This is a genomic window from Arthrobacter sp. P1_B11 (assembly GCF_056406715.1).
On record NZ_JBFTZQ010000052.1, the window covers coordinates 1 to 13333 of the forward strand.

The 13333-nt window shown below is 65.9% G+C and carries 13 protein-coding genes and 1 pseudogene; 6 read left to right on the forward strand and 8 right to left on the reverse strand.

Annotated features, from left to right (window positions below; all coding sequences use genetic code 11):
* The 4 genes and pseudogenes from aspA to AC1D14_RS22395 form a co-directional block, all read left to right on the forward strand.
* Positions 1 to 250: pseudogene (gene aspA, locus AC1D14_RS22380) on the forward strand (aspartate ammonia-lyase); the annotation flags it as partial.
* A gap of 272 nt (positions 251 to 522) precedes the next feature.
* Entirely contained in the window at positions 523 to 1803 is a 1281-nt protein-coding gene (locus AC1D14_RS22385; RefSeq protein ID WP_476882422.1) for a dicarboxylate/amino acid:cation symporter, read from the forward strand.
* 129 nt (positions 1804 to 1932) lie between these two features.
* Positions 1933 to 2268, forward strand: a complete 336-nt coding sequence (locus tag AC1D14_RS22390) for a winged helix-turn-helix domain-containing protein (RefSeq protein WP_476969219.1) — start codon at positions 1933 to 1935, stop codon at positions 2266 to 2268.
* 63 nt (positions 2269 to 2331) lie between these two features.
* The gene (locus AC1D14_RS22395; protein ID WP_476882421.1) at positions 2332 to 3081 is read left to right on the forward strand and encodes an ArsR/SmtB family transcription factor; all 750 of its coding nucleotides are present in this window, start codon (positions 2332 to 2334) and stop codon (positions 3079 to 3081) included.
* 54 nt (positions 3082 to 3135) lie between these two features.
* On the opposite strand, the gene AC1D14_RS22400 is transcribed toward AC1D14_RS22395, so the two are convergent.
* The 7 genes from AC1D14_RS22400 to AC1D14_RS22430 form a co-directional block, all read right to left on the reverse strand.
* Entirely contained in the window at positions 3136 to 3495 is a 360-nt protein-coding gene (locus tag AC1D14_RS22400; RefSeq protein ID WP_230120153.1) for a GNAT family N-acetyltransferase, read from the reverse strand.
* 177 nt (positions 3496 to 3672) lie between these two features.
* Complete coding sequence (eda, locus tag AC1D14_RS22405) at positions 3673 to 4311, reverse strand: bifunctional 4-hydroxy-2-oxoglutarate aldolase/2-dehydro-3-deoxy-phosphogluconate aldolase (RefSeq protein ID WP_290369791.1); 639 nt, start codon at positions 4309 to 4311, stop codon at positions 3673 to 3675.
* Positions 4304 to 5722, reverse strand: a complete 1419-nt coding sequence (locus AC1D14_RS22410) for a mannitol dehydrogenase family protein (RefSeq protein WP_230120151.1) — start codon at positions 5720 to 5722, stop codon at positions 4304 to 4306. Before AC1D14_RS22410 ends, eda begins: the two co-directional genes overlap by 8 nt.
* A 38-nt stretch (positions 5723 to 5760) precedes the next feature.
* A complete protein-coding gene (locus tag AC1D14_RS22415; RefSeq protein ID WP_230120158.1) occupies positions 5761 to 6687 on the reverse strand; it encodes a PfkB family carbohydrate kinase in 927 nt (308 codons plus the stop codon).
* 47 nt (positions 6688 to 6734) lie between these two features.
* Positions 6735 to 7946 carry a D-mannonate dehydratase ManD gene (gene manD, locus AC1D14_RS22420; RefSeq protein WP_230120150.1) on the reverse strand — a complete coding sequence of 404 codons (1212 nt, stop codon included), beginning with the start codon at positions 7944 to 7946 and terminating at the stop codon, positions 6735 to 6737.
* An 88-nt stretch (positions 7947 to 8034) separates the two neighbouring features.
* Positions 8035 to 9066, reverse strand: coding sequence for an L-idonate 5-dehydrogenase (locus AC1D14_RS22425; RefSeq protein ID WP_230120149.1), 1032 nt, complete (start codon positions 9064 to 9066; stop codon positions 8035 to 8037).
* On the reverse strand, positions 9063 to 10445 hold the full coding sequence (locus tag AC1D14_RS22430) for an MFS transporter (RefSeq protein WP_230120148.1): 1383 nt from the start codon (positions 10443 to 10445) through the stop codon (positions 9063 to 9065). The genes AC1D14_RS22425 and AC1D14_RS22430 overlap by 4 nt, the downstream gene beginning before the upstream one ends.
* Before the next feature lie 180 nt (positions 10446 to 10625).
* Between AC1D14_RS22430 and AC1D14_RS22435 the strand changes: the two genes are divergently transcribed.
* Positions 10626 to 11357: a GntR family transcriptional regulator gene (locus tag AC1D14_RS22435; protein WP_476882417.1), complete on the forward strand. Its 732-nt coding sequence runs from the start codon at positions 10626 to 10628 to the stop codon at positions 11355 to 11357.
* Between the two features lie 40 nt (positions 11358 to 11397).
* Here AC1D14_RS22435 and AC1D14_RS22440 read toward each other — a convergent pair whose 3' ends face one another.
* A complete protein-coding gene (locus AC1D14_RS22440) occupies positions 11398 to 11964 on the reverse strand; it encodes a YceI family protein (protein WP_230120146.1) in 567 nt (188 codons plus the stop codon).
* Between the two features lie 426 nt (positions 11965 to 12390).
* Between AC1D14_RS22440 and AC1D14_RS22445 the strand changes: the two genes are divergently transcribed.
* Positions 12391 to 13333 (forward strand): HNH endonuclease family protein (locus AC1D14_RS22445; RefSeq protein WP_476969220.1); only part of this gene is annotated, 943 nt, incomplete at its 3' end.

A 13333-nucleotide genomic window follows, 5' to 3' on the forward strand; every position in this document is an offset into this window, starting at 1 on the left:
CCTCACCGCACGCTGCGTCCGGGGCATCACCGCGAACACCGAACACCTCCGCCTCACCGTGGAACAATCCATCGGCCTGGTCACCGCCCTGAACCCCCACCTGGGCTACGCCACCGCCACCGCCATCGCCCAGGAAGCCCTCGCCACCGGCAAGGGCGTGGCCGAACTCGTCCTCGAACACGGCCTCCTCACCGCCGACCAACTCCAGGAACTCCTCAGCCCCGAACGCCTCGCCAACCTCAGCAAATAGAGAAGCCGCTCGTCGAGCGCGTCGAAGCCACCGCTGATTGAGCTGGTCCGCTGATTGAGCCTGTCGAGATAGTCCGCTGATTGAGCCTGTCGAAATCTAGGTCTCGACAAGCTCGACCGGCGCAACCCAACACGGTCTCGACAAGCTCCGCCCAGCGGGGCACAAGCTCGACCGGCGCAACCCAACACCTTCCCCGCACCGCGGTTCGGGGCACGCCGTCGTGCCCGGAACCGTCCCGCCCCGTGAAACTGGACCTACCTGAAGGATTGATCATGAAAAACAAAACAACGATGTGGATTCTGGCAGCGCTCCTGTTCGGAATCATCAGCGGCCTCGTGTGCCACTGGCTGCTCGCCGGAGCAGCGCGCGAAACTGTCGTGGCCGTCCTCGACACTGTCACGCACATGTTCCTGAATCTCATCAAGATGATCATCGCCCCGCTGATCTTCGCCACCCTTGTCTCCGGCATCGCAGGAGCTGCCAAATCCGCGGGGGTGGGAAAGCTCTTCGGCCGTTCAATGATCTGGTTCCTGTCCGCCTCCGTCCTGGTCGGCGCCTTCGGATTCATCACGGCTCATGTACTCAACGTGGGCGACGGTCTCCACCTTGCGCCCACCGGGGACGCCGGCATGGAAACGAAGGCCCTTGATTACCAGGAGTTCATCACCCACATCATTCCCACCAGCGTCTTTTCCGCACTGACGAACAACAACCCCCTCCAGATCCTCGTCTTCGGCGCACTCTTCGGCATCGCCCTGCTGAATCTTCGGAAGAAGGGCCACTCCTCCATAGCGAATGCCATCGATGAACTGATGGGCGTCATGCTCAAAGTCACCGGCTACGTGATGCTGGCGGCACCCGTAGGCGTTTTCGCGGGAATCGCTTCCGCGTTCACATCCCAGGGCCTTGATGCGTTTGCGACCTACGCCTCTTTCATCGGCGGATTCTACGTCTCCCTCACGGCGCTGTGGGCCCTCATGATCGCCGTGGCCGTTGCATTCCTCGGACGCGCGGCCTTCCGTCTCGTCCGGATCGTGCGCGAACCCATGGTCATTGCCTTCGCCACCTCCAGCAGCGAGGCCGCACTGCCTAAACTCATTGAAGGCCTGACGAAGTTCGGCATCGAGAAACGCACCACCGGTTTCGTGCTGCCGCTGGGATACTCCTTCAACGTCGACGGTTCCATGATGTACATGACGTTCGCGTCGGTCTTCCTGATCAACGCCTACGGCATCGACATGGACCTTGGCCAGCAGATCGCGATGACCGCCATGCTTCTGCTCAGCAGCAAGGGCATGGCCGGCGTGCCGCGCGGGTCACTCGTCGTGGTCGCCGCCGTCGTACCCGCCTTCGGCATCCCGGCAGCGGGCATCGGTGTCCTGCTGGTGATCGACCAGCTCCTGGACATGGGACGCACCGCGACCAACATCCTCGGAAATGCCATCGCCACCGCAGTCATCGGCCGAAACCACGACAAGGCTGCTCCCCGCCAGGATTCGCTCCCGGCTCAGGACGTGCACGAGGTCAAAGAGCTGGAAGCCGCAACGCACTGACCGGACCACACCCACCCGGCCGGCCGGTCGGGGCTTTGACGCCACGGCGTTTTATGCCCCGCTATCCCGTATCCGGCCGGCCTGCATTTCCTGCGCACACTTTCCTGAGCACGCTGAAAGGCAGTTGCATTGACTGAGGTAGTTAGCGTCCCGAGCAGCCAGATGACGGTCCACGCTGGCAATCACGAGCCGAAGGTTCGGAGCAACCAGATCAGATCCCGGATCGTCGAGTATCTGGCACACAACGGGGCGAGCAGAGTGTCGGAGCTCAGCAGCGCTCTTGGCGCCACCAGGGACATCGTCCGGTACCACCTTGCGGCACTGGAGGCCGCTTCGGTGGTCCGGTCGGATATTTCCCCCGGAACCAGAGCCAGGTTCACCCCCTTCTACTCCCTTACGCCTGTTGACTCTCGCCGCGTTCGAGTCCTCCCAACGGGCAGCAGCACTCGCCGTTCCCAGCGCTGAAAATGGGCGGGCTGCTACGCGGACCCGTTGACATGTGACCAAATGGTCACCTATTCTGACCGTATGGACGCGGTGTTTAAGGCCTTGGCTGACCCGATCCGCAGGGAGCTGCTGGACCAGCTTTTCCGCGAAGACGGCCAAACACTCAGCGCCCTGGAAGCACACTTCGAGATCACCCGCTTCGGGGTCATGAAGCACCTCAAGATCCTTGAGGAAGCCGGCCTCGTGGTGACCCGGCGCCGCGGCCGCGAGAAGCTGCACTTCCTGAATCCGGTGCCCATCAGGCTCGTCCACGACCGCTGGGTGAGCAAATATTCAGAACCATGGGCCGCTGCCCTCAGCGACCTCAAATCCAGATTGGAAAGTCCCATGGAAAAGATCTTCGAAATCTACATCAAGACCACTCCCGAACAGCTCTGGGAAGCCATAACGGACAGCGAGATCCGCGGCAAATACCAGTTCGGAATGCACATCAAGTCAGACTTCACGCCGGGGTCCCGGTTCGAGATGGCCCCCGGCGGAGGGGATCTGCTTGGCGAGGGCGAGAACGTCGAAGTCGACCCGCCGCGCCGGCTCGTGCAGACCATGCGCGCGCTCTGGGGCGAGGACGTCAAGGCCGAGGGCACCTCGCGGATCACCTGGGAGATCGAACCTGTTGGCGACTCCTGCCACCTGACCGTCACCCATGACCAGCTCCGCGAAGGCGCCAACGAGCAACTTTACGGCGGCTGGCCGATGATCCTGTCCGGCCTGAAGACCTGGCTCGAAACCGGGCAGATCCTCACCACGCCGGGTTCCCTCATGTACACCTGAGGCAGCCGCTTGGCGGCCCTGACCCAACTAGCCCCGTGACAACGTCGGCGGGAACTACGCCTGAGTCTTTGCGTGCGCGGCAAGCGCCTCATTCAGGAACGCCAGGTGCTGGTGTGTGGTGGCTGTCGTGTTCTCAGAGTACTCAGGGTGCTTGGTGAGGAACTTCTTGATGAAGGGACACACCGGCACAATGGTCAGACCCGCGTCCGCCGTCTCGTCCAGTGCCACGGTTGCGAGCCGGCCGGCCAGCCCCTGGCCGCCGTACTCCTCGTTGATCACGGTGTGATAGAAAATCCGCTGTGGCGACCCGTCGTCGTCGTACATCTTGTACAAGGCCTTGCCGATGACGTGGCCGTCGGCGAGCACTTCAAAGCGCTCCCGGGCAGGGGTGTGGCGGATGGTGACAGCAGTCATCGTCGAACTCCTTGGTAGCGGCCTTTGTAGCAGCCTAACCCCGGCGGCGGGGCACTTATTTCCAGTTCACCCTTTCCGAGCGGGAACAGGCAGGCGAGCGCGCCGGGCGGCGGGCCGCGGAACGGTAAGCGGTCATGTGCCCGACTTTACGTGCCGGTCCGCGACGCCGGATGTCCCCTAGGGTTCGCGCAGCTGGCCGATTCCGGCGGCTTCCCGGGCCAGCTCCGTGATCCGGCCCCAGTCATTGCTCTCCACGGCGTCGCGGGGCGTGAGCCAGCTGCCGCCGACGCACGAGACGTTGGGCAGTTTCAGGTAGTCCGGTGCCGAGGCCAGGCTAATGCCTCCGGTGGGGCAGAACTGCACCTGCGGAATGGGTGCGCCGATCGCCGCGAGGTATTTCGGACCGCCGGCAGGTCCGGCGGGGAAGAACTTCATGGCGTCGAGACCGCTTTCCAGGACTGCCATCACTTCGCCCACCGTGGCCACGCCGGGCAGCACCGGAATGTTGAGGGTCAGCATGTGACGGAGCAGCGCGGGTGTCACGCCCGGGCTGACCAGGAACTGCGCGCCGGCGGCTACCGCAGCATCCGCCTGGCCGGGCGTCACGACCGTGCCCGCTCCGACCAGGATGTCCGGCACCTCGTTGGCGATCAGCTTCAGCGATGTCAGCGCACTCTCGGTCCGCAATGTGAGCTCGATGATGCGGATGCCGCCGTCGGCGAGTGCCCGGGCCACCGGAACGGCATGCTGCGGATCGTCGATCGTCACCACCGGGATGACCGGGGAAACGTGCAGGACGCTGGTGGCGTCAGCCATGGTTGATCTCATTTCTCAGGCCGTCCAGCCCGTGGATGTCGATGGTGCGGTACCAGTGAGTGAGAAGCTCGGAGAAACCGCCGTGCGCGGCCAGCTCACCGTCGAAGATGCTGCGGCAGCCGAGCAGCGCCGGGACCACCGTCGAGGCAGTGCGCGATGAAGGAAGCGCAGCATGGAGCTCCGCCGCCAGCGGATCGTCAAGCTGACCTTCCGGAGTGGTCGCCACATGGCGCATCCAGGCTGCCACCGCCAGGGCGGCCCACCGTGGTTCGCGGCCGGCGTCGAGATTTCCGCGGACAGTGCTCAGCAACCGCAGCCCGATCTTCTGCGAGCCGTCGCTGCCCACCTTCGCGGTGGTGTGGCCCAGGGCAGGATTCGCGAACCGGCCCAGCACCTGGGCGCAGTAGGCTTCGCCGGCGAGTCCCTGCGGCAGGCTGATGGTGGGCAGCGCGTCCTCGGCCATCATGCGCCGGCAGGCACTGAGGAACACGTCCTCCCCCACGGCGTCGCTGATCGTGGTCTTGCCAGCAGCCAGCCCCAGGTAAGCCAGCATGGAGTGGCTCGCGTTCAGCAGCCGCAGCTTGGCTGCCTCCCACGCTGCAACGTCGGAGCTGAACAGCGCCCCGGCGTCCTCCCACCGAGGGCGGCGGGCGGCGAAGTTGTCCTCGATCACCCACTGCAGGAACGGTTCGGCCACCACGGCGGCCTCGTCCCGGAGCCCGAGTTCACGTTCGACGGCGTCCAGGTCACCGGCCGTCGTGGCCGGCACCATCCGGTCCACCATGGTGTTGGGGAAGGTGACATGCGCGTCGAGCCAGGCCAGCAGCGGCTCCGCCTCCCCGGGAGGCAGCGCGGCGGCAAAGGCGTGCACCAGCTTGCGGGTCAGCTCCCCGTTGCCCGGCAGGTTGTCGCACGAGACCACGGTGAGGGGGCCTGCGTCGGCACGAGAGCGTTGCTGGAGTCCCCTCGCGATCTGGCCGATCGCCGACTGCGGCGCCTGGCCGGCAAGATCCGCCCGGACCTGGTCATCAGCGACGTTGAGGGTTCCGGTCCGCGGATCGATCCGGTACCCCTTTTCCGTGATGGTGAGCGTGAGCACCGACGTCGCCTCGGCGGCGATCCGGTCCACTACCGACGCCGGATTGTCCCGTCCCGAGATGGCTTCCACGATGCTGGACACCACCCGGAGGGGCGCCGCACCGTTGCCCCTTTCGGTCACGGTGAAGAGTCCGTCCTGCGGCGCCAGCTGGCGCGCGACGGTATCCGAGCGCTGGGTGACTCCGGTGATCCCCCAATCGAAATCGCCGGAGGCAAGCATCGCGTTTTCGGTGATGACGGCCGTGTGAGCGCGGGCAAAGGCGCCCAAGCCAAGGTGCACAATGCCGGGCCGCAGCGTGCCGCGTTGCAGCAAGGGCCGGTGGTTCCCCTGCGCGGCAAGCGAGGAGGCGTCTAGGCGTGCGATGGCAGGCCTCCCTTGGCTCCGGTGGACGCGTGCGCGCGGGTCTGTTCGAAGGTGGGAATGAACCCGGTCCCGCCCTTGCCGCCCACCACGAGCGATGCGGCTGCCGCACCGAACCGGGCGGCCACGGGAAGGGAGTCGCCAAGCACCATCCGTGCGGTCAGGGTGCCGACGAACGCGTCGCCCGCCCCTGTCTGGTCCACCACCGACGGCGCGGGAATGGAGTCGATCCAGACGGAGTCCTGTTCGCCTTCAAGTTGGATTCCTTCCGCCCCGCAGGTCACGGCGACGGTCGCCGCGCCAAGGCGGCGCAGCTTGGCGGCAGCTTCCTTCGGTGAGGAGCAGGCCAGCAGGGCCGACGTCTCCCCGGGGAAGGACGGAGTGACCAGGAACGTCCGCGGCGCGAGATCGGCGAGGACCGCCGTCGCGTCTTCCACGGAGGTGAGCCGGGGACGGAAGTTGGGGTCGAAAACGAAACGGCGGGACAGGGCCGCAGCCTTCAGGACCGCCGCACGCGAGGACGCGGAGATGGCGCAGGCGATCCCGCCTGCAATCACTGCCCCGGCCGCCGAGAAGACGGCGGGATCAATATCCTCCGGGGACAGCGTGGAACCCACGCTGCCGCTGCGGGCGTACGAAAACTCCCGCTGCCCGTCGGGATCGCAGTGCACCAGGTAGACGCCCTGCTGTCCGGTCCTGAATTTCAGGAGCTCGGTTGAAATGCCGAGTTCCCGGATCCTGGCGGCGATCGCCTGGCCGAGATCGTCGTCGGGCAGCACCGACAGTAGCCCCACGCGGGCACCGGCCGCGGCGGCGGACGCCGCCACGTTCAGCGCATCGCCGGAGATGCCCAGCTGCGCCGGAACGCCGTGGCCGAACGGGGCGTCGGTGGCGACTTCCAGCAGGATTTCACCCATCACGACGACGTCGAAGGGCTGGGGCTGGGATTCTTGCGGTGCGGTGTTCACCAGTCGTGCACCGACCCGTCGAGCCGGCGGTTGATGGGGAGGTACTTCGGCTCGAACGGGAAGGCTGCTGCCGCTTCCTCGTTGAATTCCACGCCGAGTCCCGGAGCATCACCCGGGTGCATGTAGCCGTCTGTGAAGGTGTAGGAAGTCTTGAAGACCTCACCGACGGGGTCGCGGTGGCCCATGTATTCCTGGACGCCGAAGTTGGGAATGCTCATGTCCACGTGCAGCGCCGCAGCGAACGACACCGGGGACAGGTCGCCGGCGCCGTGCGAGCCGGACCGGACCCCGTACAGGTCGGCCAGCGAGAAGATGCGGCGCAGGTGCGTGATGCCGCCGGCGTGCGAGACGGACGTGCGGATGTAGTCGATCAGGCGTTCGGTGATCAGCTGCTGGCAGTCCCAGATCGAGTTGAACACCTCCCCCACCGCGATGGGCGTGGTGGTGTGCTGGCGGATCAAACGGAACGCCGACTGGTCCTCGGCCGGCGTCGGGTCCTCTATCCAGAACGGCCGGTACTGCTCCAGCGAGGCGCCCAGCCGGCCGGCCTCGATGGGCGTCAGCCGGTGGTGGACATCGTGCAGGACGTGGACGCCGTAGCCGAACTGTTCGCGGACGTGCGCCATCATTTTCGGCGCGAAGTCCAGGTAGGACGTGGTCTCCCACATGTCCTCCTGTGGAACGTTGCCGCTGGCCGGTTCGTAAGTCCTGCCATCCACGGGCGCGATCCCGTAGGTTTTCTCCAGCCCCGGCACCGCAGCCTGGGCGCGGATTGCCTTGTAGCCGAGGTCCAGGTGGTGCTGGAAATCGGCGCTCAGGTCCTCCAGGCTTGAGCCGCTGGCGTGCCCGTAGACCATGACGCCCTCGCGGGCGGCACCTCCCAGGAGTTCGTAGACCGGCATGCCGGCCGCCTTGCCCTTAATGTCCCACAGCGCGACGTCGATCGCGGCGATCGCGGTCATGGTCACCGGCCCGCGGCGCCAGTAGGCGCCCTTGTAGAAGTACTGCCACGCGTCCTCGATCCGTCGGGCGTCGCGGCCGATCAGCAGCGGGCAGAGGTGCTCGGACAGGTAGGACGCCACAGCCAGCTCGCGGCCGTTCAGGGTGGCGTCGCCGATGCCGGTGATGCCGTCCTCGGTTTCAATAACGAGCGTGACGTAGTTCCGTCCGGGGGACGAAACCACTACCCGTGCGTCGGTGATTTTCACTGGTTGGTCCTTCGTGGGTGCGTGGGAGATTTGCAAGAAGCTCGCAGTAGGTGTCGTTTTGAGCCCTCATAACGACACCTGCTGCCAGTCAGTTGGCGGTGAGGCGGAGCATGACCTTGCTGCTGCCGGACGCCGGATCGGCCGAAACCCGCATGGCTTCCTCGGCCTGGTCGATGCCGAACCTGTGGGTGATGACAGGCGATACGTCCAGGCCTTCGGCCATGGCGCGGAGGGCGTCGCTGATCTCGTCCGCGAACCGGTATGAGCCGATCCAGGTGATTTCCCGGGTCACCAGGTCTCCGAGTGCCGCGGGCGCCGGGGTGCCCGGCAGGTTGCCCACCTGGACAACGGTTCCGCCGCGGGCCGTGGCGCCGAGGACGCCGCCCAGCACGCCCGGGATGCCGGTGGCTTCGAACACCAGCTCCATGTCCTCTGGAAGTGCGCCGACTCCGGAAAGGTTTCGGACCTCGTCGGCGCCCATTGCTGCGGCGATCCGCAGCGAGGCATCGTTGATGTCGGCTGCGATCACCGTCCTGGCCCCGGCGTACTTGGCTGCTGCGATCACCAGCGAGCCGATCGGTCCGGCACCATTGACCAGGACATCCCGTCCGGCCAAGGATCCGGCCCTGCTTACGGCGTGCATGGCGACGGCGAGCGGTTCGGCGAGCGCCCCGCGAAGGGTGTCCACGCCGTCGGGCAGGGCCCGGATCTGCGAAGCCCGCACAAGCTTCCGTTCGCTGAAGCCGCCGTCAGTGTGGGGGTCGAAGGCAGCTGACCCGAAGTAGCGGATCTGCGGGTAGAGGTTGGTCCTGCCCGCGAGCCGTGCCGGCATGGTCCCGTCCCCCACGAGTTCCGCGGGGTGCACCGTAACCGGCTGGCCGACGTCGAGGTTTTCCACTCCGGACCCAAGCTGCGCGATCCGGCCGGCCACCTCGTGGCCGAGGACGAGCGGCGACTTCAGTGCCGCAGTCCCCGAGGCGCCGTGGCGCCAGTACGAAAGGTCGGAGCCGCAGATCCCGCCCCACTCGACGTCGAGCACTACCTCGCCGGGTCCGGCTACGGGTTCCGGGCGGTCGTCGATGCGAAGGTCGTTCGGTCCGTGGACTACTACCGCTTTCATACGGCGTCTTCCAGGCGGACCATGTCGCGGCCGCGGACCTCGGGACCCACGGCTGCGGCGACCAGGGTGATCAGGGAGTAGCCGATGAGCATCGCGGCGAGCGGCCACCAGTGTCCCGTGATTGCCGTGAGCGTGGCGGCCAGCAGCGGGCCGATGGCCGTGGCGAGGATGCCGCCGATTTCCTTGGCCAGGGCCAGCTGGGTGAAGCGGGTGCGGGCTCCGAAGAACTCGGCCATGGTCACGCTTTCCATGGCGAACAGGCTCAGGACGCCTAGGTTCAGTCCGGCCACAATGGCCACGGTGATCAGGGTGGTGTTGCCGCTCGTGACCATCAGCATCATCGGGATGGCGAACAGCGCCGTGAGGGTGCTGAGGACCAGGTACAGCGGTCTCCGGCCGAAGCGGTCGCCCAGGAGGCCCATGATGGGGATGGTGATGAAGCCCAGCAGGGAGCCGTACATGATGGCGCTGGTGCCCACGGTCTTGTCGACCAAAAGCACGGTGGCGAGGTAGCCGATGAGGAAGGTCTGCACGAGCCCGGAGTTGCCGGCCTGTCCGAACCGGAGGCCCAGGGCGATCAGGAAGGCCCGGCCCTTGCGCTGGTGCAGCGCGGCTTCAATGGTGCTGGTGCCGGCCGGTACGGCGGCCTGGGCAATGTCCTTCTTGGCGAGGGCAACACCGTCCACGACGTCGGCCCGCTGTTCGAAGACCGGGCTTTCCTTAAGCGAGCGGCGGATCCAGACTGCGAAGATCATCAGCAGGAAGCTGGCCAGGAACGGGATGCGCCAGCCCCAGCTGAGCAGCTGGTCCTCCGGCAGGACCGCGACCAGGATCGCCCAGAGGGCAGAGGCTCCGAGTGTGCCGGAGTTGGTGCCAAGGCAGACGAGCGAGGAGATCAGGCCGCGTCGTTTGGCGGGGGCGTATTCCGCGAGCATCACGGTGGCCCCGGCGATCTCGGCGCCGGCTCCGAAGCCCTGGATGAGGCGCAGTGCTACAAGCAGGATCGGAGCCCAGATGCCGATCATCGCGTACGTGGGGAGGACACCGATGAGCGTGGTGGACGCGCCCATGAGGGCGATGGTGATGAAGAGGACCTTCTTGCGGCCGATCCTGTCACCCATGCGGCCGAAGTAGACGGCTCCTGCAAGGCGGGCGACGTAGCCCACGCCGTAGGTGGCCATCGCGGCGATGAGGCCGAGCACGGGGCTCACCTCAGGGAAGAAGATCTTGTTGAAGACGATGGCTGCGGCCAGGGAGTAGAGCTGGAAGTCCATGAACTCCATGGCCGTCCCGAGCCAGCCTGAAACTGCGACCCTGGCCAGGTCCCGGGTGGTCCTCGTCTCCGGCTTGGTGGTGGGTGGCGCAATGCTCTCGGTCATCTGGTGCTCCTTTGCAGGCGATGAAAAAGGGAGGTGGCGATGTTTGCGGTGCGAGGGTGGCCGCCTTCCCCGGGTGCACGCTCTGCTGAGCAGGTTTGGCGTACGGGGCTTTTTTCGGCGGCTCTTGCTACCATACAAGCACTACCATTCTAGTTTGTCAACGATGGCTAGACTGGACGCATGGCAATAGGAAAACCCGATAAAGGACAGTCGCCGAGGCTCTCGGTGCGTGATCAGACACTGGAAACACTCCGGCGTCGGATCATTTCCCTGCAGCTCCCTCCCGGTGAGCCGCTGTCCGAAAACGAGCTAGCGCAGGAGCTCGGCGTCAGCCGGACACCGGTGCGGGAATCCCTGATTCTGCTGCGCGAAGAGGGGCTGGTGCAGGTCTTCCCGCAAATCGGATCCTTCGTCTCCCTCGTGGACCTGGGCCGGGTTGCCGAAGCTCAGTTCGTCCGGGAGGCCATCGAATGCGCATCCCTTGGTGACCTGGTGGTGGACGCGCCGGGGATTGCCGGCCTGCGGCAGATTCTTGCCAGCCAGCGCGAGGCCGAGGCCCAGGGTGATGTGGAGGAATTCTTCCGGCTGGACGAAGACTTCCACCGTGAACTCCTCCGGCTGGCGGGGCACGAGTCGGCCTGGACGGCCGTCAATTCGGCCAAGGCGCACCTGGACCGCGCCCGGCGCTTGAGCCTGATCGATACGAGGCCTGTCTCCACGCTGATTGAGCAGCACACGGCAGTGGTGGACGCGTTGGAAGCCAACAATATTGCCGACGCCGACAGCTCCCTGCGCGTCCACCTCCGGGGCGTTTTCGAAGACGTCAAACGGATTCAGGCATCCTCGCCTGACCTCTTTTCCGACGGCACGGCCTCACGGCCGATCCGGCGGAGCATCGCGCGCCTGTCCTAGTTCGATTCACCTCGGACAGACGCGCGGCTGCTACTCATGGTCAGGCTTGGCCCGGTACCGCCTCGTCCTGCTTGACCAGCGCAGCTTCGAGATTGATCTTCACCTTGTCACTGACCAGGAATCCGCCAGTCTCCAGCGCTGCGTTCCACGTCAGGCCAAACTCCTTGCGACTGATTTCCGTCTCCGCCGAGAAACCTGCCCGGGTGGCACCGAACGGATCAACCGCCACGCCGGTGAACTCAACTTCAAGTTCGACGGGCTTGGTGATCCCCCGGATCGTCAGGTCGCCGGTGACCGTGTAATCCTCGCCGTCGCCCTCGATGCCCTTGGCCCGGAACGTCATTTCGGGATACTGCTCGACGTCGAAGAAGTCCGCACCCCGCACGTGGCCGTCGCGGTTGGCGTCACCGGAGTCGAAACTCGCGGTCTTCACTGTGGCGCGCACAGAGGATTCAGCCAGCGATTCCCGGACACGGGCTTCGGCATTGGCATCCGTGAACCGGCCACGGACCTTGCTGATCCCGGCATGCCGGACGGTAAATCCAATCTCGCTGTGCGACATATCAAGGGTCCAGGTACCCGGGGTCAGGCCTGAGGGAAGCGTCATTGCACATCTCCTAAAAGGGTGAAAACCAGCTGAAACGGTGCGATTTCCACACTGGTTCAGGCCGGGAGTGAAGTCAAGGTCCTGCCGAAGCTTCCGCCTGGGCGCTGAAGCGATGGGGACCTCGCCCTCCACAAGGTCTTCCAAGCTTGGCCCCCCACTCCCCCTTACCGGCCGGTGCCAGTCCCCCCAAAACTCCTAGCCAATTTTCAGGAAACCTCTTTATCTTTGTTAACAGGCCCACCGCGTCCCCCAGTTGCGGTGGTCCTGCCGCTAGGAGGGGCCTCGCACACCGACAGGTGACGCGAGGCCCTTCCGCTTAACTGCTGTTCGCACGCTTTACGCAGGCTTGGCGCAAGATCCCCGATCCAGCTCGCTCGGTGGGTACGATCGTTGAACGCACAACGACCGCCACGGGGGCACAAGAAGTTGAAGAGAGCACGTCCACTGCCGCGCGGCAACTACAGCGGAGCCTTCGGCGCTGTCGACTGGGTCAAGGGTGGCATCGTCGCCACCGTGATTCTGGCGACCACAGCCTGCGGCGGCGCCGTCAGCGCAACGCAACAGCCGTCGTCGGGCGCCCGAACAAGCACCTCGGCGGATGTGACGGCAACCGCCGCACCCACCGCCTCACCCACTGCCACTGCGCCGCCGTTCGAGCCCGCACGGCTGGACAACGTCAAGGCACGGCCTGCCTACGCCACCAAGGCCACGGAACTGCTTGCGACCCTGCCCATCAAAGGCCGGGCGCCGAAAACCGGCTACGACCGGACGCAGTTCGGGCAGGCGTGGGCGGACACGGACCACAACGGCTGCGACACCCGGAACGACATCCTCACCAGGGACCTCACGGCCACAACGCTGAAGCCCGGGACCCGAAGCTGCGTGGTCCTCTCGGGCACGCTGAATGATCCGTACACGGCCACCGTCATCGCATTCCAGCGCGGGGTCAACACGAGCAGCGCGGTGCAGATCGACCACGTCGTGGCTCTCAGCGACGCCTGGCAGAAGGGTGCCCAGCAGCTGACAGAGGCGCAGCGCACGGCCTTCGCCAACGATCCCCTGAACCTCCTCGCCGTTTCCGGACCGGAAAACCAGCAAAAGAGCGACGGCGACGCCGCCACCTGGCTGCCGCGAAACACGGCCTACCGCTGCGCGTACGTCGCCCGGCAGATCTCGGTCAAGACCACCTATAAGCTCTGGGTCACGCGGGCCGAGCACGACGCCATGGCCACGGTGCTGTCCAAGTGTGCCGGCGTCCTGGCTCCGACGAAGGGGAGCGCCCCCGTCACGGCTCCGGCCCAAGCGGCGCCCGCGGTTCCCGCGCCAGCTCCAGCGGGTCCCGCAGCGGCCGCAGCGGCCGCAGCGGCGG